The sequence below is a fragment of the Paenibacillus sp. FSL H8-0079 genome (assembly GCF_037991315.1).
Lineage (GTDB): Bacteria > Bacillota > Bacilli > Paenibacillales > Paenibacillaceae > Paenibacillus.
This window is the reverse complement of sequence record NZ_CP150300.1, coordinates 1487174-1513598: the sequence shown is the minus strand read 5'-3', so window position 1 is coordinate 1513598 and position 26425 is coordinate 1487174. Positions and strand designations below refer to the sequence as shown.

At 47.6% G+C, this 26425-nt stretch carries 25 protein-coding genes and 2 other annotated features; of the genes, 7 read left to right on the top strand and 18 right to left on the bottom strand.

Annotation, left to right across the window (positions count from 1 at the left end):
• Window positions 1-206 precede the first annotated feature (206 nt).
• The 9 genes from MHI06_RS06625 to MHI06_RS06585 all read right to left on the bottom strand — a co-directional run bounded on the left by MHI06_RS06625 (window position 207) and on the right by MHI06_RS06585 (window position 6705).
• Window positions 207-443, bottom strand: a complete 237-nt coding sequence (locus MHI06_RS06625) for a hypothetical protein (RefSeq protein WP_169480155.1) — start codon at window positions 441-443, stop codon at window positions 207-209.
• Window positions 444-562: 119 nt separating this feature from the next.
• Complete coding sequence (locus MHI06_RS06620; RefSeq protein WP_340400898.1) at window positions 563-1006, bottom strand: hypothetical protein; 444 nt, start codon at window positions 1004-1006, stop codon at window positions 563-565.
• A gap of 304 nt (window positions 1007-1310) precedes the next feature.
• Window positions 1311-2945: a chaperonin GroEL gene (groL, locus tag MHI06_RS06615; RefSeq protein WP_036611259.1), complete on the bottom strand. Its 1635-nt coding sequence runs from the start codon at window positions 2943-2945 to the stop codon at window positions 1311-1313.
• A 73-nt stretch (window positions 2946-3018) separates the two neighbouring features.
• Entirely contained in the window at window positions 3019-3300 is a 282-nt protein-coding gene (gene groES, locus MHI06_RS06610; protein WP_017690077.1) for a co-chaperone GroES, read from the bottom strand.
• Between the two features lie 400 nt (window positions 3301-3700).
• Entirely contained in the window at window positions 3701-4483 is a 783-nt protein-coding gene (gene tatC, locus MHI06_RS06605) for a twin-arginine translocase subunit TatC (RefSeq protein WP_340400897.1), read from the bottom strand.
• A 78-nt stretch (window positions 4484-4561) separates the two neighbouring features.
• On the bottom strand, window positions 4562-4810 hold the full coding sequence (gene tatA, locus MHI06_RS06600) for a twin-arginine translocase TatA/TatE family subunit (protein WP_036668966.1): 249 nt from the start codon (window positions 4808-4810) through the stop codon (window positions 4562-4564).
• A gap of 214 nt (window positions 4811-5024) precedes the next feature.
• Complete coding sequence (locus MHI06_RS06595; RefSeq protein ID WP_017690080.1) at window positions 5025-5510, bottom strand: MogA/MoaB family molybdenum cofactor biosynthesis protein; 486 nt, start codon at window positions 5508-5510, stop codon at window positions 5025-5027.
• Window positions 5511-5547: 37 nt separating this feature from the next.
• Entirely contained in the window at window positions 5548-6051 is a 504-nt protein-coding gene (gene moaC / locus MHI06_RS06590) for a cyclic pyranopterin monophosphate synthase MoaC (protein WP_223869015.1), read from the bottom strand.
• Window positions 6052-6066: 15 nt separating this feature from the next.
• Window positions 6067-6705 (bottom strand): 5-formyltetrahydrofolate cyclo-ligase, encoded by a 639-nt coding sequence (locus MHI06_RS06585; RefSeq protein ID WP_340400896.1) that lies wholly within the window; start codon window positions 6703-6705, stop codon window positions 6067-6069.
• A gap of 279 nt (window positions 6706-6984) precedes the next feature.
• Between MHI06_RS06585 and MHI06_RS06580 the strand changes: the two genes are divergently transcribed.
• The gene (locus MHI06_RS06580) at window positions 6985-8943 is read left to right on the top strand and encodes an ABC-F family ATP-binding cassette domain-containing protein (protein ID WP_340400895.1); all 1959 of its coding nucleotides are present in this window, start codon (window positions 6985-6987) and stop codon (window positions 8941-8943) included.
• A 631-nt stretch (window positions 8944-9574) separates the two neighbouring features.
• On the opposite strand, the gene MHI06_RS06575 is transcribed toward MHI06_RS06580, so the two are convergent.
• The 7 genes from MHI06_RS06575 to MHI06_RS06545 form a co-directional block, all read right to left on the bottom strand.
• Window positions 9575-11131: a 2-isopropylmalate synthase gene (locus MHI06_RS06575; RefSeq protein ID WP_340400894.1), complete on the bottom strand. Its 1557-nt coding sequence runs from the start codon at window positions 11129-11131 to the stop codon at window positions 9575-9577.
• Window positions 11132-11375: 244 nt separating this feature from the next.
• Window positions 11376-11715, bottom strand: a binding site (T-box leader).
• A 66-nt stretch (window positions 11716-11781) separates the two neighbouring features.
• Window positions 11782-12140: a binding site (T-box leader), on the bottom strand.
• A gap of 283 nt (window positions 12141-12423) precedes the next feature.
• A complete protein-coding gene (tsaD, locus tag MHI06_RS06570; RefSeq protein ID WP_340400893.1) occupies window positions 12424-13479 on the bottom strand; it encodes a tRNA (adenosine(37)-N6)-threonylcarbamoyltransferase complex transferase subunit TsaD in 1056 nt (351 codons plus the stop codon).
• Window positions 13476-13997 (bottom strand): ribosomal protein S18-alanine N-acetyltransferase, encoded by a 522-nt coding sequence (gene rimI, locus MHI06_RS06565; protein ID WP_169480162.1) that lies wholly within the window; start codon window positions 13995-13997, stop codon window positions 13476-13478. Before rimI ends, tsaD begins: the two co-directional genes overlap by 4 nt.
• A gap of 201 nt (window positions 13998-14198) precedes the next feature.
• Window positions 14199-15047 carry a tRNA (adenosine(37)-N6)-threonylcarbamoyltransferase complex dimerization subunit type 1 TsaB gene (tsaB, locus tag MHI06_RS06560; protein ID WP_340402068.1) on the bottom strand — a complete coding sequence of 283 codons (849 nt, stop codon included), beginning with the start codon at window positions 15045-15047 and terminating at the stop codon, window positions 14199-14201.
• Between the two features lie 2 nt (window positions 15048-15049).
• A complete protein-coding gene (gene tsaE / locus MHI06_RS06555) occupies window positions 15050-15532 on the bottom strand; it encodes a tRNA (adenosine(37)-N6)-threonylcarbamoyltransferase complex ATPase subunit type 1 TsaE (protein WP_017690089.1) in 483 nt (160 codons plus the stop codon).
• A 267-nt stretch (window positions 15533-15799) separates the two neighbouring features.
• The gene (locus MHI06_RS06550) at window positions 15800-15976 is read right to left on the bottom strand and encodes an H-type small acid-soluble spore protein (protein ID WP_026081228.1); all 177 of its coding nucleotides are present in this window, start codon (window positions 15974-15976) and stop codon (window positions 15800-15802) included.
• Between the two features lie 4 nt (window positions 15977-15980).
• The gene (locus tag MHI06_RS06545; RefSeq protein WP_175623716.1) at window positions 15981-16277 is read right to left on the bottom strand and encodes a hypothetical protein; all 297 of its coding nucleotides are present in this window, start codon (window positions 16275-16277) and stop codon (window positions 15981-15983) included.
• 159 nt (window positions 16278-16436) lie between these two features.
• Between MHI06_RS06545 and MHI06_RS06540 the strand changes: the two genes are divergently transcribed.
• The 5 genes from MHI06_RS06540 (at window position 16437) to ligD (ending at window position 21838) form a co-directional block, all read left to right on the top strand.
• A complete protein-coding gene (locus MHI06_RS06540; RefSeq protein WP_340400892.1) occupies window positions 16437-17348 on the top strand; it encodes a Ku protein in 912 nt (303 codons plus the stop codon).
• Between the two features lie 338 nt (window positions 17349-17686).
• Window positions 17687-18556: a VOC family protein gene (locus MHI06_RS06535; protein ID WP_340400891.1), complete on the top strand. Its 870-nt coding sequence runs from the start codon at window positions 17687-17689 to the stop codon at window positions 18554-18556.
• 218 nt (window positions 18557-18774) lie between these two features.
• A complete protein-coding gene (locus MHI06_RS06530) occupies window positions 18775-19887 on the top strand; it encodes an endospore germination permease (RefSeq protein ID WP_169480165.1) in 1113 nt (370 codons plus the stop codon).
• A gap of 37 nt (window positions 19888-19924) precedes the next feature.
• The gene (locus MHI06_RS06525) at window positions 19925-20875 is read left to right on the top strand and encodes an RNA ligase family protein (RefSeq protein WP_340400890.1); all 951 of its coding nucleotides are present in this window, start codon (window positions 19925-19927) and stop codon (window positions 20873-20875) included.
• A 72-nt stretch (window positions 20876-20947) separates the two neighbouring features.
• Complete coding sequence (gene ligD / locus MHI06_RS06520; protein WP_340400889.1) at window positions 20948-21838, top strand: non-homologous end-joining DNA ligase; 891 nt, start codon at window positions 20948-20950, stop codon at window positions 21836-21838.
• Window positions 21839-21893: 55 nt separating this feature from the next.
• Here ligD and MHI06_RS06515 read toward each other — a convergent pair whose 3' ends face one another.
• Both MHI06_RS06515 and cls read right to left on the bottom strand, forming a co-directional pair.
• Window positions 21894-22802 (bottom strand): YitT family protein, encoded by a 909-nt coding sequence (locus tag MHI06_RS06515; RefSeq protein ID WP_062833061.1) that lies wholly within the window; start codon window positions 22800-22802, stop codon window positions 21894-21896.
• 358 nt (window positions 22803-23160) lie between these two features.
• Window positions 23161-24600 (bottom strand): cardiolipin synthase, encoded by a 1440-nt coding sequence (gene cls, locus MHI06_RS06510; RefSeq protein ID WP_169480168.1) that lies wholly within the window; start codon window positions 24598-24600, stop codon window positions 23161-23163.
• Window positions 24601-24975: 375 nt separating this feature from the next.
• Here cls and MHI06_RS06505 point away from each other — a divergent pair, with 375 nt between their 5' ends.
• On the top strand, window positions 24976-26337 hold the full coding sequence (locus MHI06_RS06505) for a hemolysin family protein (protein WP_340400888.1): 1362 nt from the start codon (window positions 24976-24978) through the stop codon (window positions 26335-26337).
• Window positions 26338-26425: the final 88 nt, after the last annotated feature.

The window sequence follows — 26425 nt, the reverse complement described above, 5'->3', positions numbered from 1 at the left end:
ATATACTAATATATGAGCACTTATTCATATATTTATTTTACTTAACAACTGTCTGTTTAGCAATAGAAGAAAACCACACTACTTTTTTGAAAAAATCAACATTAAAAAGACTACCTCTCGGGAGCCATTAATTATTGCAGCGTAGGTTGCATGTAACTTAACTTTGATTCTAAGTATGCTATGTTCTTTTGTTCGTTAGTTAGTTATTACCTGGTGTATCTATCGATGTCATCGTTCGCAGACTGATGCTCTCTTCTATGATGATCTTCATGCTGACGAACGTCATTCTTTAACTTTGCTAAGAATCCCCACCCCATAAAGGCAAGTAAAAGCACGGTAATCAGCGCATAAGCAAAGCTATATAGATTCATAAAAAAGTTGATAAAAATTGCAGCGAGCATCAAGCCCAGAATCCATAATACCCACTTCGTACCCTTTCTCAATTCATTTCCTCCTCAAGTCGTTACTCATAACCTGTCTATGTATCACTGTACATACGAAATCATAGAAACAAGGTTTCAATCTCAGGGCTTAAAATCTGCATTTAGAGCGGATTCTCGAATCATTTATTAGCATCAGTTCCCAGAGAAACATCCAATACGCCAGACATCCCTTGTGCAGAAGAGGTGCTCACATAATACCAACCAGTCGACAACGCTTTGTCGCTATAATATGTATGCTCTTTTCCATCTGCTGGGACACTGCCCGACGTTATTGCGGTTCCACTAGTAGATCCTTCATTGATCGTAAACGTGAAGTGTTTCGAACCCGTGTTTTTAAAACTTGCTTTTACATATCCAAATCCTGCTGGAATATCAAACCGATGCGTGTTAGCAGTACCTGCGAAATCTTCATTATTAATTACTCTTAATGTAGTTGATGGAGTATTTCTAGGTTCATTTTCTTTTACGAATCTTCCTTTAGAATTGGAAGTGAAATTATAAATTAAGATAATAACAGCAGCAGACACCAAAACTGCCACTATCATTTTTCTAACATGTTTCATGATATCTGGCCTCCGTATCTCTTAATACTAACCTTCATCATACAACTGCAAATATTCCCTTTGCAATAGGAAGAAGACATATCAGGTAACTCTAAGAAAGAAAAAATGGGAACTCTCCAAAATTAGTGAACTTGAATTATGATAGTATTCAACAACACAAAAAACCACTCCTTAATATAAATTAAGAAGTGGTTTTTGATTCATTTATAATTTGTATCAGTGACTGCTTCACAAATTTTCGTCGCATCGCAACGAGAATTCACTCTGCTAGGCACATAATGCTTTAAAGGTTTTTACACCTTTATTACATCATGCCGCCCATTCCACCCATACCGCCCATGTCAGGCATTCCGCCACCAGCACCTGCAGGTTCTGGTTTGTCAGCGATAACTGCTTCAGTAGTCAGGAACATTGCTGCTACGGAAGCAGCGTTTTGCAATGCATAACGAGTTACTTTCGCAGGGTCAACGATACCCGCTTCGATCATGTTAACCCACTCGCCAGTTGCAGCGTTGAAGCCGATTCCTGTTTGTTCTTTTTTCAGACGTTCCACGATTACGGAACCTTCTTCGCCAGCGTTAGCTGCGATTGTGCGGATTGGTGCTTCCAGAGCACGCAGGACGATGTTTACGCCTGTTTGCTCGTCACCGGACAGAGCTACAGCCGCAACCGCGCTATATACGTTCATGAGCGCTGTACCACCACCGGATACGATACCTTCTTCAACCGCAGCGCGAGTTGCGTTCAGGGCATCTTCGATGCGAAGTTTGCGTTCTTTCAATTCTGTTTCAGTAGCCGCACCAACTTTGATTACTGCTACACCGCCGGACAATTTAGCCAGACGCTCTTGCAGTTTCTCTTTGTCGAACTCGGAAGTTGTTTCTTCCAGTTGTGTACGGATTTGGCTAACACGTGCATCGATATCGGATTTGTTACCAGCACCGTCAACGATGATTGTGTTTTCTTTTGTTACACGGATTTGACGAGCTGTACCCAATTGTTCCACAACAGCGGATTTCAGGTCCAGACCCAGTTCTTCCGTGATCAATTGGCCACCAGTGAGGGCAGCGATGTCTTGCAGCATTGCTTTACGACGGTCACCGAATCCTGGAGCTTTAACAGCTACAGCATTGAAAGTACCACGCAATTTGTTCACAACCAGCATAGCCAGTGCTTCGCCTTCGATATCTTCAGCGATCAATACCAGCGGTTTACCTTGTTGAACGATTTTCTCAAGCAATGGCAAGATGTCTTGCGTGCTGGAGATTTTTTTGTCTGTGATCAAGATGTACGGGTTGTCCAAAACAGCTTCCATTTTGTCCGTATCTGTGATCATGTAAGGAGAGATGTATCCACGGTCGAATTGCATACCTTCAACCACTTCAAGCTCAGTAGCGAATCCTTTGGATTCTTCTACTGTGATTACGCCATCTTTACCTACTTTTTCCATAGCTTCAGCGATCAGTTCGCCTACTTCTTCGTCAGCTGCAGAGATTGCTGCAACTTGTGCGATGGATTGTTTGGAATCAATTGGTTTGGAGATGGATTGCAATTCAGCAACCGCAGCTTTAACCGCTTTGTCGATACCTTTACGGATACCGATGGGGCTAGCGCCTGCAGTTACGTTTTTCAGACCTTCTGTGATCAGCGCTTGCGCCAATACAGTTGCTGTTGTAGTACCGTCACCGGCAACATCGTTGGTTTTCGTTGCTACTTCTTTAACCAGTTGTGCACCCATGTTCTCGAATGCATCTTCCAGTTCGATTTCTTTAGCAATGGTTACACCATCGTTAGTGATGAGCGGGCTTCCGAATTTTTTCTCCAGAACCACGTTACGGCCTTTAGGACCGAGTGTTACTTTTACTGCATTAGCCAATGCGTCCACACCACGAAGCATAGAGCGACGAGCGTCTTCACTGAATTTAATGTCTTTAGCCATGTTAAGAAAACCTCCCTAGTTTTTGTTGGAAAATGGTAGTGCTATATGGTTCGGTTATCCGATTAAATTTGAATTAGTCGAGAATCGCGTGAATATCGCTTTCTTTCATAATCAAATATTCTTTACCTTCGAATTTGATTTCTGTACCGGCATATTTGGAGAAAATAACGCGATCTCCTTCTTTCACTTCCAGAGCCACACGTACGCCGTCTTTCAATACTCCTGCACCAACTGCAATGATTCTACCCTCTTGCGGTTTTTCTTTGGCGGAGTCCGGGAGTACGATCCCGAAAGAAGTTGTTTGTTCTTGCTCCAGTGGTTCTACCAATACGCGTTCACCTAAAGGTCTGATCATGAAAAATAGCCTCCTTTTGAAATTATATAACGTTACATTGTAGGTTGTAGCCATATGTATTAGCACTCGACAGTGTTCAGTGCTAACAACCAACTTTATGATACTCAACTTGAAGCATGATTTCAAGTCCTTTTGACGAATTCCTGCGAGAATTTACGTTGAATTTACACCAACACAACCAAATAACACCCGGTGTGCCTGGATAAATGTTGCAACTCGCTACTCTTATTCTACGAAATTCTTGTGCCCTTCTGCAACGTTAGCAGACAGTCCCTTTCCCATTGTATCCATTGTTGAACATAATATGCCTGCTTGTCCTGTCGTGGTGGTCGGCAGTCTACAGAAATAGCCCGGATAAGAACAGACCGTCTTTTCCGGGCACATTACAGCTTATCCTCATTCAGCCCGCATGTTTCTTATCCTCTGCACGAACGTAGCGGGATTCGATCTCTTGATCGGCCGCAAGCTGCTTGCGATATACGATTGCGGATAGAAGAACGCTGATCTCATATAACAGGAGCAAGGGAATCATCACCAGAAGATCGGATATGAAGTCTGGCGGTGTAATGACCACTGCAATGAAGATCAAGACAAAATAAGAGACTCTGCGCATCTTGCGAAGACGAATTGGATTCAGTATCCGCAGTCCTGTCAGAAACATAATAAGTAAAGGAAGTTCAAATAATAGGGACACAGGCAACACAATGCCAAACAGGAAGCTGAAATACTGTTTCATCCCGTAGGTCTCCACAAGCCCCATCTTCTCCGTAATCGCTGTCGTGAAGGCGAGTGCCATTGGAAAAATAACATAATACGAGAAAGCCATACCTGTCAGAAATAAAAGAAACACATAGGGCACATACTTCAGCGTTGCTTTTCGCTCGCGCGGCTTTAGCCCTGGACTAACAAACTTCCAGATCTGATACACCGTAAACGGCAGCGTAATAATAAGTGAGAACAACCCTGCAATCTTCATATAGATGCCAATCCCGTCCCAGAACGAGAAGGCATGTAATACAAAACCTTTTGCCGACTCTGCCTTGGTCAGATATTGGTATACCGGGTCCGCCACAAAAAATCCTGCAATCAGTCCCAGCACAAAAATGCTTAGTACATAAATCAGCCGCTTCCGCAGCTCGCTCAGATGTTCCGTAATCGACATTTCTTCCATTTGCTGCGTCATGCCTGCCCCCCATTATTGCCAGCTTAAAATACAAAACCCTTCCGGCAGGAAGGGATTTCTCTTTCATTGCCGTCAAGATTATTCCGGCAGGCGTTTATCAGCAGGCTTGTCTGCAGGTGTGCTCTCAGCCGCCAGCGGTTTCGCTTTCTCCTGCTCTTTGCGATTGGATGAGTCATCCTCAGAGATAATCTCGCGAGCGCCCTCTTTGAATTCACGGAAGGTACGCCCAACTGCACGTCCCAGTTCCGGAAGTTTGTTGGGTCCAAACAACAACAATGCAATCACGGCCAGCAAAATAAAGCCCGTTGGCCCAATGGAACTAAACATTGATATTCCTCCTCGTCTCAAGCTTTGAAGATGCGCATACTCGGCCAGATGTTCATAGATGTCTCTGCTGCGTTCTTAATTTAAGCCCATCATACCATAGATGTAACCACTTACATAACCCGCAAAATTCACAAATAAGATAAGAGATGTCACTAGAACAATCTAACACCGGTTCATGGCTAATCGGATATCTTGCCCCAGAGTCCGTGCTCGATTATTGCTTGAACTGACCCGTAACCATCAGCAGCGCTTCCGGAAGCTGATCCATAATGGCAGCCAGATGTTCATGCACACCCTTTGGTGTACCTGGCAGATTAACAATCAGCGTGCGTCCACGAATGCCACATACCCCACGGAACAGCATTGCAGAACGGTTTTTGCTCATTACACTGTACCGCATGGCCTCTGCCATCCCGGGAACTTCCCGCTCAATTACGCGCCGGGTCGCTTCCGGAGTAATATCACGAATGGCCAGCTCCGTGCCACCGGTAGTCAGCACCAAATCGGCGTGAAAATAATCCGTCATCTCAATCAAAGCCGCAATAATCTCATCGGGTTCATCCGGAACGATACGGTACTCCACGATTTGACCACCCAGCTCTTCTTCCACCAGCTCCCGAATGACTTGTGCACTCGTATCCTCACGTTCCCCGCGGGCTCCTTTGTCACTGGCTGTCAGGATTGCTGTTCTCCACACCATAAAGATCACCCTTCTCCTCTATGAAAATAAATATTGCCTATCGGCTGTAATCACCGTTTTTGCCACCACTCTTGGAATTCAGCATGGTTGGACCGATAATCATATCTTTTTGCATGGCCTTGCACATGTCATAGACCGTCAGTGCTGCAGCTGAGGCAGCCGTGAGCGCCTCCATCTCAACACCCGTTTTGCCTTCGGTTTTGACAGTAACTTCAATGTGTAATTCATCCACTCCGTTATCATGAAAACGAATATCCACACCCGTCAGTGCCAGCGGATGGCACATCGGAATCCAGTCCGACGTTTTCTTCGCGCCTTGAATCCCGGCAATCTGAGCCACAGCCAGAACATCACCTTTGCCGATTCGGCCCTCCCGAATCGCTTCCAGTGTATCTGGATTCATCGTCACTTTGGTTACAGCCACAGCCGTACGTACGGTAATTTCCTTACCTGAGATATCAACCATCCGGGCCCGCCCCTGTTCATTAAAATGGGTCAGTTTACCACCGGAAGCCTGGCCGTTGTTCACTTCTGAACTCAATCACATCACAACCCTTTATTCGATATGTAATATACCTTCGGTTGTTATCAACAGATCAATCCGCAGATCGAGCAGGTCCATCGGGATCTCCTCCTGTAGCTGACCCGGCAACACCATCGCAGCCATCAATGGTTTCTTGCCCGTCATCGCACATGTTGCTACAAGCGTCTCGGCAAAACGATCATAATAACCGCCACCATAACCAATACGCCCTCCATGTAGATCATAACCAAGCCCAGGTACCAGAACGAGATCGATATCCGGCCAATCTTCAGGTGAAAGAACTTCACAGGAATCCTTGGGTTCTGATATCCCCCATATGCCTGGCTCCAGATCCTGTTCTCCGGTTACTTGCCGTAGTTCCATTCGGGGTGGATTCGCCAATACTTTCGGTGCTAACATCACATCTCCATGCTTCCAGCCCTCTTCAAACAAAAAAGCTGTGGATGCTTCGCTTCCATAGGACAAATAACTGAATATGACGAGTGGTCTGTTCACGACCTTACGCTTGGCCTGTCTAAGGCGCTCCAACTCCCGCTTCAATCCAACGTTAATCTTAGTCATTGCCTGCTGACGCATGCTCGCATCCATAAGATCACGGCTCTGTCTCAGTCTGGAACGAAGCTGGCTTTTCAGTTCCGCATGATCCTGCATATCCTTGAATAACCTCCTGTTGATAGGGAAGGTAGAAAAAAGCTCTCATTAAAAACATTTTATATGTTATGACCAGATGTCATCTTGTTGAAATGGTTAAAATGATTCATTTTCTGCAAAATCCTCATGTAATAACATGCCTTCTTTCAGTTTATCATTGATTGATCAAAAAGACTACATGCCCCATGCGTTCCCAATCGGTGCAATTGCTCTGTATTTCATGTAAACTGAGATGTAGTTGTCAAATCAAGAACTGGACCTATGGAGGAACTTAATTTTATGCTGCTGCAAGTATCCGGAATTATCAAACGTTTTGGTGTCGATCCAATCCTGGACGGCGTGAACTTACAAATATTAGAACGCGAGCGCATCGGACTCGTTGGTGTAAACGGTGCAGGGAAATCCACTTTGCTCAAAATTGTGGCGGGTGAAATGTCTTATGACGGAGGACAGATTTTCAAATCCAAAGAAACGACGCTTGGTTACCTCGCTCAGAACAGCGGACTGCAATCCGACCGTAACATCTGGGAAGAAATGATGAACGTGTTCGCTCACCTGACACAGGCTGAAGCCGATTTGCGTCAGATGGAACGCGACATTGCCGACCCTGCCCAGATGGAAGACGAGAAAAAATACGCGGACCTGCTGGAACGTTATGCGAAACGCTCCGACTGGTTCAAGGACCATGGCGGCTACGAGATGGAAACTCGCATTCGCAGTGTACTGCACGGGATGGGATTCGGTGAATTTTCGCCAGATACCCCTATTGCCACACTTAGTGGCGGGCAGAAGACACGCCTTGCGCTTGCTCGTATTTTGCTTCAGGCACCTGATTTGCTCATGCTGGACGAGCCTACCAACTATCTCGATATCGCCACTCTTACATGGTTGGAAGATTATCTGAGAGGGTATTCAGGCGCACTGCTCGTGGTATCCCATGACCGGTACTTCCTGGATCGACTCGTAACGACCATCGTGGAGATCGAACGTCACCGCTCCAAAAAATACACGGGCAATTACAGTCGTTATATGGAACTCAAAGCTGCCGAGTATGAAATTCAGATGAAGCAATATGAGAAACAACAGGGTGAAATTTCCAAGATGGAGGATTTTGTCCAGAAAAATATCGTGCGTGCCTCGACGACCAAGCGGGCGCAAAGCCGCCGCAAGGCCCTCGACAAAATGGAGCGCCTCGATAAACCGATGGGTGATCTGAAAAAAGCCCATTTCTCCTTCGAAACCGCCGTTATGTCCGGCAAAGAAGTACTTCGTGTGGATCAGCTGTCTGTCGCTTATGACGAGGCTTCTCCATTGTTCCGCAATGTATCCTTCGATCTGCGGCGCGGGGAAACAGTTGCTCTGATTGGTCCAAACGGTATTGGTAAATCCACCATGCTGAAGTGTCTTACGGGAAGTTTGCGTCCGGTAACCGGGGATATCCAATGGGGAACGAAAGTGCAGATTGGCTATTATGATCAAGAGCAGACTGGGCTCAATCCGTCCAATACGGTTCTGGAAGAACTGTGGAGTGCCTATCCTGGGATGGAAGAAGCACGCATTCGGACCGTACTGGGGAACTTTTTGTTCAGCGGTGACGATGTGCTCAAGAAGATTTCCTCCCTCAGCGGCGGCGAGAAAGCACGTGTGTCTCTCTCCAAGCTGATGCTGAAGGAAGCGAACATGCTCATTCTGGATGAGCCTACGAACCATCTCGACCTGTTTGCCAAAGAAGTGCTGGAAGCGGCGTTAATGGATTATGAAGGCACTCTGCTGTTCATCTCCCATGACCGGTACTTCCTCAACAAAATGGCTGAGCGCATTGTCGAGCTTCATCCAGGTGGGACGGAACACTACCTCGGAAATTATGATGATTATGTGGAGAAGAAACAGGAGCTTGAGGACATCGCACGCGAAGCTGCTGAGGCACGTCAGGCTTCATCCAAGAACTCGTCCAAGTCCGATTCGAATACAGCCACAACCGAAAAATCAGGAGCTGCTTCATTCGAAGCGGAAAAACAGGCGAAGCGTGAAGAGCGTAACCGTCAACGCAAGCAGGAAGCTCTGGAACAGCAGATTGCGGACCTGGAAACGAAGATTACCGAACTTGAGGCACAGATGGCTCTGCCTGAAATCTATCAGGATTATATGAAGCTGCAAGAACTCCAGCAACAGTCGGAGGAACATAAGACACAACTCAGCAAGGCGTACGAAGAATGGGAAGAACTAGCCATGGAATAGTACGGGCTTAGCCCTGACTGATTCTGTTCTGAAAAGTATAGTCGTACCACTAGCTGATTCCTTATGGGGATCAGCTTTTTGGGTCGAGATTGAATAGATTGAAGCGATGCTCCTTATGTTCATTAAGTAAGGACTAACGTATGCGGAGGTTCAAGAGAATGTTTTGTGTTTTGTCAAATTTACTCGAATAAAGAGAAATATTTTTGTGCACTCTCCACTCAAACTTATCCACAAGAAAGCAAGATAGCAAGCACATTAATAAGCTTAATTATACAGCGGTAGAATAGACTTTTTCACACAAAAACCATATTTATCCACCAAGTTATCCACTTTATCCACAACTTTGTGGATAGCAATGAGCCATTCTATCCCCTAAACCCTTTTCGTTTCGAAAACATCCCTGGTTTGACTTTATGATAGTTACCCACATTTTACACTGGATATGTGGATAACTATAGTCACACCTTGACAAATGTATTCGTCCACTCTTCAATGTTCCTCCATAATAAGACAAAAGCAGACCTCTGTCGTTCAAGGCCTGCCCGTTGCTTACTACCTATATGCCATGCACATTTACATCGAAACGGGATTGCTCCTATTGCTGCTGCAAATGCGATCTGACCAAGATGATCTACGCATGTACTTGTTCATGCTGTTCGGAAGACTCGGCCTTAAGCCCAGCAGCATTACAAGCCGCTACATAAGCAAGGCCGGCAGCCATGACGATATCATTATGTGTTGCCGTTCCCGGGAACTCACGTCCTGCACGCTCCACAGTAACTACCGCCTCTGCGCTTGCACCTTCTCCGCCACTCAAGGCATGCATCTCCATATCGACAAACGCAATATCATCGGAAATGCTCTGACCAATCGCACGAATGGTTGCATCCACGGGTCCTCCGCCAACGGCAGAGTAGGACTGCTCTCCAGCGCTTGTGCGAATGCGAACGGCGGCCATTCGATCCGTCATGCTGCCCGCCGTCACCTGCAATTCAACCAGTTCATAGTCCTGTGCAGGAATATTCATGGTCTGGCTAACCATCTGCAATAACTGGTCGTCACTGACCACCTTCTGCTGGTCTGCGGTTTCTTTGAACACCTCATACAATTGCTCCATCTGTTGCTCATCCGGCTCAAAACCGTATTTGCGAACCCGATCCTTCAGGGCGTGACGACCAGAGTGTTTGCCCAGAATAATCATGCTGCGTGGGATACCCAGCGCTTCCGGGTCCATAATCTCATAGGTGCTCCGATTCTTCAGCAGACCATCCTGATGAATGCCGGATTCATGCTGGAATGCATTACGTCCCACCACCGGCTTGTTGTATGCAATCGGGAAGTGCATCGCACGGCTGATCTGACGAGATGTCTCATACAGTTGGTTCAGCTTAATATTGGTCGTTGCACCAATTACATCTCCTCGAGTCTCCAGCGCCATAATCAGCTCTTCCAGTGCACAGTTCCCCGTCCGCTCTCCAATTCCATTGATGGTCACTTCAATCTGGGAAGCACCATTGGCAATCGCAGCTAGGCTATTGGCTACTGCCAGGCCCAGATCATTATGACAGTGGGCACTATAACGAACCTGATCGCCGCCTCTTGCACCCTCACGTACCCGGCGGAACATCTCTCCATACTCATGTGGCAGAGCATAACCCACGGTATCTGGCAGATTGATAATGCTGGCTCCTGCTTCAATCGCTACTTCGACCATCTCAATCAGATCATCCATCTTCGTCCGTGCCGCATCCATCGCGGTGAACTCTACGATGTCCGTGAACTGTCGTGCATAAGACACCATCTCACGGGCCGTAGCCACCACTTCACTGCGCGGACGACGCAGCTGATGCTCAATATGAATATCCGAGGAAGAGATAAACAGGTGAATTCGGCGCCGTGCTGCATCCGCCGTTGCTTGAACGGCTGCATCAATATCGCCTTTGACCGCCCGCGCGAATCCACAGATCTCCACGTTCTGCAACTGTCTCGAAATCGCCTGAACCGCCGCGAACTCACCCGGACTGGAGATCGGGAATCCAGGCTCAATGACGTCGATGCCCAGAGAAGCCAGTTGGTGTGCCAGTTCGATCTTTTGCTCGGGTTGCAGACTTGCCCCTGGTGCCTGTTCTCCATCACGCAGCGTTGTATCAAAAATCTCAATCATGCGTTTGTTATTAGTTGTTGTCATATCCATCAACCTCCATCAAATTTTTAAGATCATGTTCGTTACGATCCACGAGCCACAAAACACCCGCTGATCGCCGTCCCTGTTGTTATATATTTTTTTGTAAACGCGTATGTTGTTTGTAGCTTCATTACAACAGAGTGTACGTCGACTTACACCCTGACCTTCTGATTCTTCAATCTCCATATGGTTCATTCCCTTGCCCACCCTGCTGCCGGCAGCAAACACAAATAACCCGCCATCTCATATAAGAGACGGCGGGTTATTATCCCCTCCGCGGTACCACTCTCGCTTGATGGGCCAGACTTACGCCGGACTCCATCCACCTCGTCGTCTCCGAGATCCGCTGGATTGTGCATGCACGCACGACACCACTGGAATTCGGAGAAACACCCTATAACGGGGGTTAACCGTTGCTGTGTAACACATGTCGTTGTCCATCAGGACAACTGGGCAATTGATATCGTCCCTACGCTTCCACAGCTCTGTTCCCGGGCGAGATTCGAATGATTCCAGCCACTGCGTCGCACCACCCCGCAGCTCTCTGAGCGCTTTATCATTCTACTGCTCCCGTTCATCACATTTATCATATGACCTAATTTCATTCATCCTTATTTTGAAAATCAAAAAAGCCTGCCACCTCATGCAATAATGCAAGAGACGACAGGCTGTTCACCTTCGCGGTACCACTCTTGTTGACTTCCTTCCTGTTCATTCAAGACAACCCCTGAATGCTTTCGCACATCCGGATTACTTGAAGCAGCCTGGAAGCCCCCTCAGTTATCGTCAGTCGATCCTTGTAATAACGGCCCTACCGACAACGGCCCATTCACGGAGGCAACCCGTAACCATGTACTTTGGGCCATGATCGGCCTTCGGATTCTCCCGGGGAGTCACCGTGTTCCATCGTTCCGCTTCCAGGTGAGTTTCAGGTTTCCTTCGACTGCGTTGCACCATACCGCAGCTCTCTAAGACCGGGATTGACCTTACTATTCCTGTTCATCGCGTTTATCAGTTCAGGAAGATAAATTCCTGTTTAAATTTGTAACTAATATACATTCTTCACATCCAGGCTGTCAACTCTTAATCTCAAACTGCCTGTCTATATAAACTATAAGTGCGTGTTCAAAAAGATCGGTTTTCAGTACCGAGAAGATGGGATGAAGCTAGAAATGGAGTAGCGGAGCGTAGTCAAAACTACGTGAGCAACGGACATCTCGGCTGAATTCCATATTCGATGCTGATGATGCCGCTAGGCATCATTCGTAATCAAAAGCGGGCTTTTTGAACAACCTCTATAAGGACTGAACGGACCATTGCTCCAGAGAAAGTCCAGGGTCTGCTTTGGCATCAAACTCAGCAATTTCTCCCCGTTGCCATTTCAGATACGCAGCCGCTCCAATCATGGCCGCATTATCCGTACAATATTCCATTGGCGGGATTAACAGTTCAAGCCCTTCCTTTGCGCAACGCTCCTGTAATGCCGAGCGCAACCCCCGGTTAGCTGCGACGCCACCGCATAATAACAGTTGACGTGAACCATACTCACGAACTGCTCTTACGGCTTTCTCCACCAACACTTCTACGACAGCTTCCTGGAAACCACGTGCAACCGCAGATGGCTCCAACGTTTCTCCGCGCATTTTGGCCTGATTGAGCGCATTCAGTACAGCAGACTTCAGACCACTGAGACTGAAATCGTACGAACCCGCTTCCAGCCATACCCGTGGCAACGGCACTACATTCTCCGCTTCAGATGCCATCCGGTCAACATGCGGACCTCCTGGATAAGGACAGCCCAATGCACGTGCTACTTTGTCATACGCCTCACCTACAGCATCATCACGAGTACGACCAATCAGTTTGAACTTGCCCTCGGATTCCATATGCACGAGTTCTGTATGTCCACCTGATACGACCAGTGCCATTGCCGGATATTTCAGTTCATGAGTAAGTCGGTTGGCATAGATATGCCCAGCAATATGATGTGTGCCAATGAGCGGTTTGCCCAGTGCCATCGCCAGCGTTTTGGCCGCAACGATTCCTACCAGCAATGCCCCCACCAGTCCCGGACCTTGCGTCACAGCAATCGCACTCAGATCACGCGGACGAATGCCGGACTGCTCGATCGCTTGTTCTAGCATCAGCGTAATGACTTCAACGTGTTTGCGTGAGGCCACTTCAGGTACAACGCCGCCGAATGCCTTATGGGTCTCGATCTGACTTGAGATCAGATTGGACAGCACTTCCCGTCCATCCTTGACTACCGCTACCGCTGTTTCATCACAGCTTGTCTCCACCGCCAATATATAGGATGGTGCAGAATTTGTTTTTTCATTGAGTTCGTTCATGAATCCAGTACGCTTCCTTCCTCTTCGCCGCTCCGGCCTGCAGACGGCAAGTTCGCCCACATAATCATCGCATCTTCCCCATTATCGGAGTAATATCCTTTACGAAGACCCGCCGATTCAAACCCTTTTTTCTGATACAAACGCTGAGCAATAATGTTCGAGACTCTAACCTCCAGCGTCATTCGTTCCATGCCGAGATAAGCCGCTGTACTCATGATTTCATCCAGTAACTTTTCACCAAGCTTGCGTCCACGATACGCGCCTCTAACTGCAATATTGGTAATATGGGCTTCATCCATGATTGTCCACATACCTGCATAGCCAATGGCTTTTCCTTCTAATTCCATCACCATATATTTAGCAAAATGATTGTGCGTCAATTCATTTTGAAATGCTTCTTCCGTCCAGGGCAGGGTAAAGGCCTCATGTTCGATCTCCATCACATCGGGAATATCCGCGAGTGTCATGAACCTGAACTGAAGCGCTGCTTCCTGCTTATTATTCACCACGTTGTCCATCTGCTTCCCCTCCCCCTTTAGTGCGTGTTCAAAAAGACCGGTTTTCAGTACCGAGAAGATGGGATGAAGCTAGAAATGGAGTAGCGGAGCGTAGGGAAAACTACGTGAGCAACGGACATTTCGGCTGAATTCCATATTCGATGCTGATGATGCCACCAGGTATCCTTCGTAATCAAAAGCGGACTTTTTGAACAACCTCTTTTAGCCTTTGCGCAGCAGATTGGCTTCCGCTTCAGACAACTGGGTGTAATTCGGCACCAGCGCATGCACGTCATCACGCTGACCTGCAAGCAGCGCGGCGGCGCCAAGGCGCCCAACCCAGCGGCCTTCCAGCTCATAAGGTACGAGCTGGAGCGCCGTTCCTGCGGGGCAGCGAAGCTCCGCCGCTGCCGCAGCATGGGGGCCCGTCTCGCCGACGATCCAGACGGCTACGGGCCGCTCTTCCGGCGCCGCCTCCGCCATGCGGGCGGCGAGGGCTTCCAGCCATCCGTCCATCTTGCGGATGGCATCAGGCGCCAGACGCCGGGGCGCATCGCTCCCGGCGGAGGCAAACAGCGCGGTGCATGCCTGACCGCGCCGTGCATCCACAAGCGGAACGATCCAGTGGACAGGGGCAGCACCTGTGCTGCCCTGGTCCGCGGATGGCGTTCCGCCAGCCCCTGCTGCGGCATCCTCTGCCGCAGCTGCTGCCCTGGCGGCGAGGCCGCTGTGCCAGCCGCCCCAGGCGATAGCCTGAAGGCTGGACACCCCGGCTACGGGGATGTCCCACGCCCAGGCCAGTGTCTTCGCCGCGGTCACCGCAATGCGGATGCCCGTGTATGAGCCTGGGCCAACGCCGACGGCAATACCGTCCAGCTGACCAGGCTCTGTGTTGCTGGCGGCCAGCAGCTGCTCCATTACGGGTACAACGTGTACCGAATGATTGCGCTCTGCCCGTTCATTGCGTTCTTCCAGAAGCGCATGATCTTCCATCATCGCAGCTGCCATCACTGCGGTGGATGTATCCAACGCCAAAAACCGCTGACGCGGCTCTTTTTGTAAATCTTCCATCATCATTTGACTCCATTCTGTCTGAACTGTCGGCACATGGCTGCATAAGTCTCGCCGTACCCATCCAGTGTAATCGTTCGATCCTCTAGGCCCGTTGTCTCAATCTGTACATGCAAGTGCTCTTGCGGCAGCAATTCGGGAATGATGCTTGACCACTCCACCAGACTGACTCCGGCTCCATAGAAATATTCATCAAGTCCAAGCTCATCCGCTTCTTCCAGCGAAATGCGATATACATCCATGTGATACAAGGGCAGGCGCCCTTCATATTCCTTGATTAGCGTAAATGTGGGACTGCTCACCACATCACGTACACCCAAATGCCAAGCAAATTTCTGTGAAAATGCCGTTTTCCCCGCGCCCAGATCACCATCCAGCGCAATCACCATGCCGGCGTTTGCCTGTCTGGCGAGTGCGGACGCGAGCGCTTCTGTATCTGCAATGCCATGGGATTGATACACCCACTGCTCGTGCGTCTGATTCAATATACGCCCCACCTTTGGCGGTCCAGCCGCCTGAGTTCACTTTGAACCTTATTATATCGGTCCCTTTCTTCCCCCGCAACATCGAAGGAACAAGCGCAAATATAAACGTGCATTATTAGACGGGTCTGGAAACTTGCTTCCTTCGGAGTTTTCAGACACCCACTAGGAAAAACAAAAAACCGGCACCTCTCGGTACCGGCCGTCCTACGCACATATTTTAGCTTTTATTCACTCACCGATTCCACAATAACTACACGCTACTTGTAACTACTCCTCCAACCGATCCACACGTACCGTCTGGGTATTTCCCGGCCTGCTGCCAACCTGAACGGTCGCCATGCCATTGGCTTCATCCACATTCTCAATCCACACCGGATCCCCTTCCAATGTTACAGCAATGGTATCCTTGGAATCATAGATCGCTTTGGCACGCTTTGCATCCATCATCTTATTCATACTCCCCTTCCGGATCATCATGTGATTCACGAACCATGCTATCTGTTGTACTTTCACCAATATGACCGTTATCTTCCGTAACCTGTCCTCCACCTAACCCTTCATTCACCATCCGGTCAATGTCGAGCATGAATGACTCCCGATCAAGGGGTAATTCTTCAGAAGTGACTGCTTCCCAATTCACAGCTGTAGCTGGTGTATAAAATTCTTCAGCGCTTTCGGCATCAGCAAGAGGATACGGAGTAAAAGCATGCTTGTGCGCTTCCTCTTCATCCCGTCTGTTACTCATTTCGGCACCTCCCGGCTTATTCAATTACAAGATCACTTCTCTTATGATCCCCGAGTCTCGCTTAACCATACGAATTCATTCGTTTATAAGACGATTATCCCTCGCACCAGATGCCCATACTATTGAATAAAAATGTACCCTTTCGAAAGGAGCCGACTTATGCATACCGTCTGGAAAGGCGCAATCAGTTTTGGCCTTGTGCATGTGCCTGTCAAAATGTTCTCGGCTACCGAAGACAAAGACATCTCCATGCGCTACATCCATAAAGTCTGCGGCAGCCCGCTCGCTTATGTTCGCCAATGTCCATCCTGTGAAGTGGACGTGAAGTGGGAGGAAATCACCAAAGGCTATGAATATGAAAAAGGAAAGTTCGTACTCTTCGAGAAAGATGAATTGGAAGCGCTAAATGACTCCACCAGCAAAACCATTACCATTTTGGATTTTGTTGACTTGACTGAGATTGATCCCATCTATTTTCAGAAAACATATTACCTATCGCCCGATCAGGCTGGGGGTAACGCCTACCAGCTGTTGATGAATGCGATGCGGGATACCGGCAAAATTGGCATCGCCAAAATTTCCATCCGCTCGAAAAGCAGTCTCGCTGCCATACGTGTGCTGGAAGATTGCCTGTCGATGGAGACGATTTTCTATCCGGACGAGATTCGTCCTGTCTCCCAGGTGCCCAACCTGCCAGAAGTGCAGAACGTGAATGAGAAGGAACTCACGATGGCAAAGCTGCTGATTGATCAACTTTCTACGCCTTTTGAACCTGGTAAATACAACGATGACTATCGCAGCAAACTGCTGGATCTGATCCAGCACAAAGTGGCAGGCGAAGAAATCAAGATTGCTCCAGCCAAACCTGAAGCCAATGTGATGGATTTGATGGCTGCTTTACAGGCAAGCATCGAGGCTGTAAAACCCATTCCAGTTGACCCTGGGACAACAACCGCCAAGCCTAAGAAACGTGCACCACGGAAAACGTCCGCTCAAGCTGTTGCGGGTGGAGAAACCGATGCACCTGCTCCAGCGAAAAGAAAAAAGGCCACACCCAAACCAAAGGGTTAATTGTCGCCCAGGCAAGAATGATTCCGTTATATGCCTATGCCCATGTAATACGTTCAACTCAGATCCGGCTTTTCAGTCGGATTTTTTTATTTGACGGAATTATTGAAACTATTCTTGCCGATAAAACTCCAGCTATCATCATAAAATACGATTGACGAAAGGTAATTTATATTTTATATTTACTTATGAAAAGTAACTTATTTATGAATATACAGTTATCCTACATTTTCTACTTCAGCCAAGTGACGAGTACAATTCAATCATTCGATTCAACGCATATACGCAATCAAACGATTAGCCCAATTATCTAATGATCAAACAATCAGGAGGAAACCATTATGAATACGACGTATCAAATCCCTGCCACAACCCATCTGGGCGAAGTGAGTCTACGAATTAAGAATCTCGACCGTTCGATTCAGTTCTATACTGATGTGGTCGGACTAAAATTGTTGGAGCAGAGCGGCAAAGTAGCTACATTAACAGCGGACGGCAAACAGTCCCTGTTGCGATTGGAAGAGCTGACGGATGGAATTACCTTGCCTGAACGCTCACACGCAGGCTTGTATCATTTCGCCATCCTGCTACCTGACCGCAAGTCCCTGGGTCTTGCTCTGCGTAATCTGGCCGCATCCGGTATCGAAATCGGCCAAGGCGATCATCTGGTCAGTGAAGCCTTCTATATCTCCGATCCCGATCTGAACGGGATTGAGATCTATGCTGACCGTGCACGTGACACCTGGAAACGGGATAGCGACAATAATTACGTGATGGCAAGTGATCCTGTTGATGTAGAAAGCCTCTTTGCCATATCGGAGAATGAACCTTGGCAGGGTCTGCCTGCTGGCACAGTCATTGGTCACGTGCATTTCCACGTCCGCAGCCTGGAAGAAGCGCGCAACTTCTACACCGGCACTCTTGGTTTTGATATCGTAGGTAACTTCGCCAACATGTCCGCTTTATTTGTTTCTGCCGGCGGATATCATCACCATCTGGGACTCAATATCTGGGCAGGAGTACACGCGCCTATTAATCCCGATAACGCTACAGGAATTGACTACTTCACCATTGTTTACGCCACGAAGGAAGAAGTGCAACAGGCACTTGAACAATTGCGTCAATCCGGCGCAGCTGTTACACAAGTGGAGGACAGCTGGTTTACGGTAGACCCACAGAATATCCGTATCCGTCTGACCACCGCAAACTGACTTTGTTTGCGCAGTACTTTAATTTAACTAACATCCCGCATTCTGCATCATTCAATTTCAATCGCTCACGGGTCACATAAGCAAGCCCGGGTAACTGAGTTCTCTTCATCACAGAGAGAGGTCAGCTATCCGGGCTTTTTGGTTGCCTATTTATATAACTGGAACAATTGGCGCATCCTATCCATATACACAGACGAGATACGTTAAGGAGATACCTTATGATTGAAAAGGGGCGCTTAACTGTTAGGCAGCTCGCTTCACTAATGTTTCTGTGCACGATTGGGGAACAAATTCTGGTCTTTCCTTCCATGATTACATCCTACGCACAGCAGGATGCCTGGTTATCCGCCTTGTTAGGAGTCGCAGGTGGCTTCGGCATACTCATCATTATGCTTGTTACCTACAAACTGCATCCCCGATTAAGTCTGATTCAGAATGCCCTTCGCACACTGGGACCTTGGATTGGGGCCTTGTTTAGCTCTTTTTACCTTTTTTATTTCCTGATCAGTACCTCAACGTTCATCAGAGAGATTGGCGATTTTATGGCTACTCAGATCTTGCCTGAATCTCCATTATTGGTTCTGCATTTGGCTTTTATGTGTGCGCTTGTCTGGGGGCTTCTATCGGGTCTGGAGAGCATCGGTAAGAGTGCCGAAGTCTTTCTTCCTCTGGTCGTGTTGTTTCTGCTTATTCTGACGGTGTGTCTAATCCCCCATGTACATTTGGCCAATATCCAACCGGTACTTGCACAAGGATTTCTTAATCCACTCAAAGGTTTTGTAGCTGTACTCACATATCCCTACTGCGAGCTGTGCATCTTCATGATGCTCTTCCCCTACACGAAAAAGGAACCCCATCTGGAGAAGGACATCCTGTTAGCGGGCACGATTGGCGGATTGTTACTTACACTGACGCTGAGTATGTGTCTGCTCGTCATGGGACCATGGATGACACAGCATCACTGGTTCGCCTCATTCAACCTTTCACAGAAGATCAATATCGGAAACTTCCTGCAACGGATTGAAGCCTTCATGGCATCGGTCTGGATTATTGCCGTTTTCTTCAAAGCCGCACTGTTCTTCTACAGTTTTGTCCTTGGCACGGCTCACCTATTTCGCTTGTCCAGTTATCGTTCACTGATTCTGCCGGGTTCCATGCTTATTCTCGCCATGTCCATTCTGATCGCTCCGGACGAGAACTTTTACCTCAAGGTCATCATTCCCTATTGGATTGACTGGGATCTGACCTGTGGCATAGCGCTTCCGTTATTGCTCATTCTGGTGCATCATATGAAGTCCCGTTTTCAAAAATACAACAAGATTCCAAATTAACCTGTGCCAAGGGGTTGGTACGTGAAAGGAGTTCTCCATGTTCAAACCGTTGATTCCGTTCGAACCCATATCCCGGGCCACCTTGCCCACAGGACCGCAATGGATTGCCCAGGTCAAATGGGACGGAGTCCGTATGCTTGCCTATGAGGACGGGCAGGAGCTGCGTCTGGTGAATCGCAGATTGCATGATCGAACCGCACAGTATCCCGAGCTAGTAACACCACGCAATTTATGTTCAGGCTCCTCCTATATCTTGGATGGAGAAGTGATTGCGCTGGACCCGGACACCGGAAAACCTTCGTTTTATCACGTTCTGCGGCGGGATCGCATGAGCAGGCCCGAAGGTATCGCCCAGGCCATACATCAGATTCCGGTTACTTATATGGTATTTGATATCCTCTTCTATGAGGGACAATGGGTGACGGATCAGCCATTGGCAGATCGACAACGCCTGTTGCACGAGGTTCTCAACACCGCTCCCCATGTTCAGGAGGTCACCAATACGCTTGATGCTGCTTCCCTGCTTACGGTCATTAGACAGCACCAGATGGAAGGTATCGTCTGTAAGGATCTCACCAGCAGCTACGGCATTCAGGGTAAGGATCAGCGCTGGCAGAAGGTCAAAATCATGCATGATGTATATGCCATGATCGGAGGAGTCACTTACCGGAGCGGTATCGTGAATGCCGTCGCGATTGGTGTATATGATGGGCCTAACTTTGTCTATATTGGTCATGTCGGGACTGGCAAGCTGAACTCCAATACTTGGCGGGAACTTACACATCAAGTGGAGCCTCTGGTCAGGCAGGATAGGCCGTTCCACAATGTACCCGAGCGTAGTGCAGAGACCACCTGGGTGGAACCACGATTAGGTGTCAAAGTTCAATATATGGAACTGACTCATCATCGCACATTGCGTCATCCCAGTATCCAGACCTTCGCAGATGTAACCCGCGAGGATTGTCTGGCGAACCAGCTTCTTCAATGATGAAAAGATCGCTGCACGCGTGTTTCAGCCCATGATTCCAACGATTGATTAGACAATAGGAGGTGTACTGTTATGGCCCCAAAGATCCAAGGAACCATCATAATAGATGGAACTGAGCTAACGGTCACGAACCCGGACAAGCTGTTGTGGCCGGATGCGGGTGTTACGAAAGCCATCTATCTGCAAAAGCTGGCCGCCCTGGCTCCGTATCTGCTCACATATACAAGCAATCGATTGCTTACAACCATAAGGTATCCTCACGGAGCTGGAGGGACATTTTTCTATCAAAAGAATGCCCCTGAGCCTGTCCCGGATTATGTTCGGACTCAAGTACACGACGGTATCCGCTATGTGGTCATGAATGGACTCCCCGAATTGTTATGGCTCGGCAATCTGGCTGCACTTGAATTCCACCCCTCCCTGCATGCGATTGGAAGCACTCTGCCCTGTGAATGGATGATTGATCTGGACCCCTCTCAGGAGCATGAGCCACGGATTATGGAAGCTGCACTCATCGTTGGCGAGACCCTGACTTCTCTTGGTCTGAGGTCCATCCCCAAAACTTCAGGCGCCACAGGCGTTCAGATCATTGTTCCGATAGTGCAAGGGATATCCTTTGACGAATTGCGGGATATCGGGTATTTTGTTGGTAAATATGTCACTCAGAAGCACCCGGATCTATTCACACTGGAACGACTCAAAAAGGACCGTGGAGACCGGATTTATTTTGACTACCTCCAGCATTATGGGGGCAAGACCCTTGCGGCTCCCTATACACCACGTGCCAAATCAGGAGCCACCGTCTCTACTCCACTAACCTGGGATGAGGTTCGAAACAATGTCTCCATCCAGGATTACCATCTGATGAACATTGTTGAGCGCCTGAATGACATCGGTGATCTGATTGCAGCCGTTGAACCCCAACCGGTTGAGCTCATTCTCAAGCACTTGAAGAAAAAATAGCCGACTCCCTCATCACAAGGGTGTCGGCTATTATCATTCATGCGTATATACATCGCTAATGGATACCTTTTTTCTTAAAACGTCCGCCCTTCACATCATGAATGTTACCGATAGCCACAAAGGCTTGCGGGTCCCAATCTTCAACGATGGTCTTGAGCTTCGCTTCTTCCAGACGGGTGATTACGACAAAGATGATCTTCTTCTCGTCCCCGCTGAATCCACCCTCTCCATCCAGGAAAGTCACCCCGCGACCGAGACGGTCTGTCAGAGCTGAACCGATATCACGATATTTCTCACTAATGATCCATACCGACTTGGACTGGTCAAGTCCTTCATTCACAATATCAATCATCTTCATCGCAATATAATATGCAATCATGGAATACAGGGCATTCGGCCAGCCGAATACAAATCCTGCACCTGCGAAAATAAATACGTTAATGAACAATACGATCTGTCCTACAGACAACGGTGATTTCTCACTAAGCAGGATCGCCACAATCTCTGTACCGTCCAGTGAACCACCAGACCGGATAACGAGTCCAACCCCTACACCCAGGATCAATCCGCCAAATACAGCTCCGAGCAGTGGCTCCCCTGGTGTTAGTGCAGGAACATGATGCAATAATGAAGTCCCGATGGACATGACCACGATCCCCAGCAGCGTGGATAACGCGAACGTTTTACCAATCTGCTTGTAACCCAGAATCAGGAACGGCAAGTTGAGCAAAGTCAGGAATATTCCCAGTGGCAGATGTGTAAGCTCCGACACCATAATTGAAATACCTGTAATCCCACCATCAATAACACCATTTGGCACGAGAAACACTTCAAGCGATACAGCCATCAGTGCAGCACCGATCAGAATCATCACAATACGTTGCAGCAGCTTTAATGTAAACACCGAGCTTTTGACGCCCCGGTCAGGCTTGGATGTCAGTTCTTTAACCGTTACATTGGACATGGTATCCCCCCCGTTGGATCAGTATGTGAATCCATTTCATAAATCATTTAAATACTCCACGGGGGAACCTACATATAGAAGTGCGTGTTCACAAAGATCGATTCTATACGTACCCTGTCAGTACGAGCACAAGCATCTAAAGGCTATATGAAATGGATTCAAGATTGTCTTAATTCCGGTTTACACTTTCAAAAGAGAGCAAAAGGGAGCCTGTTTTCCCGCAGACTCCCCTCCTTCGCCAAGACATGATTTATATATCTATTATATCATAAAAGATCAAATTTGAGCAAAATACTTAGCAAAAAGAAGATAAATTCACAAAAAGTGAACTTATCTTCAGAAATCTGCCCTAAATCGGCTAAAGAAGCGGAGAAAGCATCCGAGAAAGCATTTCTGCGCCTTTTTGCCACCGCGAACGCTTCTGAAATACCCGCACATCGATCTGACTACATTCCCCGAGATCCCGTTCAAAGTCAGCAACCAAACGGTCAATCGGAGTGCTTTCAAACAATACGGCCGTCATTTCGAAATTACAGAAAAAACTACGCATGTCCATATTGGCCGTACCTACCGTTGCGAGCAACTCATCTACAATCATCACTTTGGCATGTACAAAACCTTTGCGATATTGGAAAAACTGCACACCTGCTCGCAACAGCTCCTCCACGTATGAAAGTGACGCCAGATGCACGAGCTTGGAATCGGATTGATAAGGAATGATAATTCTCACATCGACCCCACTGACAGCAGCCGTTTTGAGTGCCTCATACAGCGCAGGATCCGGGATAAAGTATGGTGTGGTAATGTAAATCCGGTCACAGGCTACCGAAATGGCACCAAAACACATCTCCTGAATGGCATCCCAGTCCTGATCCGGGCCACTGGCCAGAATCTGAATTCGTTCTTCTCCACTACAGATATGAGGTGGAAACAATTCCGCAAGCTGAGGTTCGGTAATTCGCTCACCCGAAGCCAATTTCCAGTCGTTCAGGAACGTACTTTGCAGGAAGTACACGGCATCTCCCTCAATCTGCACATGTGTATCCCGCCAGAAACCGATCTCAGGATATTGTCCTAGGTAATCATCGCCTACATTAATGCCGCCCACAAAGCCAACCTGTCCATCCACAACGACAATTTTGCGGTGATTCCGGTAGTTAACTCTTCGGTCAATTGTTGCAATTAGTGGAGGCAGAAAATAATGAAACTCCACACCTGCATCCTGCAGTTTGCGGATAAAACTCCAGCTCATCTTGTGACTGCCAAGACCGTCACAGATAAACCGAACCTTCACGCCCTCCTGTGCCTTGCGAATCATGACATCCTGAAACTTCGTACTGATCACATCATCACGGAAAATGTAAAATTCCACATGCAAATGATGCTTTGCTTTTTCCATTTCCCTCAGCATCGCTGCAAATGCCTCTTCCCCATTCGTAAGCACTGTGCTGTGATTACAACCCGTAATGGGGCTCTCCGACAGATGGGATAGCAGGTTAAACAATCGATGCTGATGGTTGTAACGATTGCCAGGCATCTCTTCAACATCTCCAATGATGTGGGCTTGTTCCCAGATCGTTCCCCTCATTTCCCGAAAGATCCGTGATCCGCCCTTGCGAAGTTTTTTGCGTTTGTTATAGTCCTGGGCCACGAAATAGTACACCACAAAACCGACCAGCGGCACACAGAACAAAATAAACAGCCAAGCCACAGCTTTGGCCGGATTCCGAAATTCCAGCAAAAGAATCGTGGCTGCCTGAAAAATAAATACGACTAATATAATGACCAGCCAGAACATTCGGCTTCCTCCTCAGTTGGCAAGCTTCATCACCTTGCCAATCTCTCACTTACACAGCTTTGACGATTAAGCCTGCAGCTAATCATAGATACCCAATGTAACCCCTGTTCGTAACGTTTACTTAGATAAAACTTTACATAAGCATACGAAATACTTGATTCTGGTAATCCGAACTTCTGCTCATCGATTGTATATTTTGACTGTGTTACCTTCTACATATCAGATTAATGATCGAACAGAACCGCATTGTGACGCCAATCTGCTCAATTTTGCTTCCAGACTCTCCCTCTTTTATTCATGAGAAGGTGGTCTTCTTACGTAAAATTAGATATAATACTCGTTAAAAACTTATTACCTAAAGGAGAAGAGCAGTGAATGGAAAGTGAGAGGTATGCGTTAAATTTAGTATTGGTTGCTTTTTTGATAGGACTTTCGGCGTTTTTTGTTGCAGTGGAGTTCGCTCTGGTACGAGTTCGTCCAAGCCGGATCGATCAAATGATTGCAGAAGGAAACAAGCGTGCGCTGGCTGTGAAACAAGCCGTTGCCAATCTGGACGGATATTTGTCTGCCTGCCAGCTTGGAATCACGATTACATCTCTGGGACTGGGCTGGCTGGGTGAACCAACGGTAGAGAAGATTCTCCACCCTGTGTTCGAAAGCATGCAAATTCCTGAGGCGGTTTCTTCATTCTTATCATTTGTTATCGCGTTTGCTTCCATCACGTATCTGCATGTTGTGGTTGGTGAACTCGCTCCAAAAACGATTGCAATCCGGAAAGCCGAGACTGTTGCACTGCTGACGTCTACACCTATCATCTGGTTTAACCGAATTATGTATCCTTTTATCTGGCTGCTAAACGGCTCAGCGAACCAACTGGTGAAACTGTTCGGAATCAAACCTGCTTCTGAACATGAAGATGCTCACTCCGAAGAAGAGTTGCAGATCATTATTAATGAAAGCTTTGAAAGTGGTAAAATCAACCAAGCCGAGTTCGGTTATGTAAGCCGGATCTTTGCTTTTGATGAGATGTTAGCCAAAGAAATCATGGTACCTCGGACCGATATGGTCTGCCTTTATGTGAATAGAACGAACGAGGAAAATCTGGAGATCATTCGTGAAGAACAATATACCCGTTTTCCAGTAGTCAATGAGAGTAAAGACGATATCATCGGAATCATTAATACAAAGCAATTCTTCCTGGAGCTTTACGGAAACGATGAACCTGTCGATCTGTCCTCCCTGATTCAGCCTGTATCGGCTGTTCACGAAACAACTCCTGTGAAGGACTTGCTCAAGAAAATGCAGAAGGATGGCGTACATATCGCCGTACTTGTCGACGAATATGGAGGAACTTCCGGAATTGTAACCATCGAGGATGTACTTGAACAGATTGTTGGTGAGATTCGCGACGAGTTCGACGCAGACGAAGTGGAAGATATTCAAGTCATCAATGAGAATTATGTCATTATGGATGGCAAGGTTTCCTTATCGAAGGTGAACGACATGTTTATGTCCAGCCTGGATGCAGATGAGTGGGACACCATTGGTGGGTGGCTCTACAGCCATCGTCCCGAGATGAACGAACAGGAAGAATATGAGTTCGATAATCTAATCTTTGTTTTGCTGGAAAAAGACAAAAATCGGTTCTACAAAGTTGCTGTTGTTCCCAAGGAACCACTGACCATGTCTGACTACACCGATGAAGACGAGAAAGAGTCTCCTAATTTGGCTAAATAAAGTAACTTTTTATGCAATAAGAAGAGCACTTGCCTACATCGGTAAGTGCTCTTCTTATTATTTCTCGCTCAATATGTCACTTTCCCAA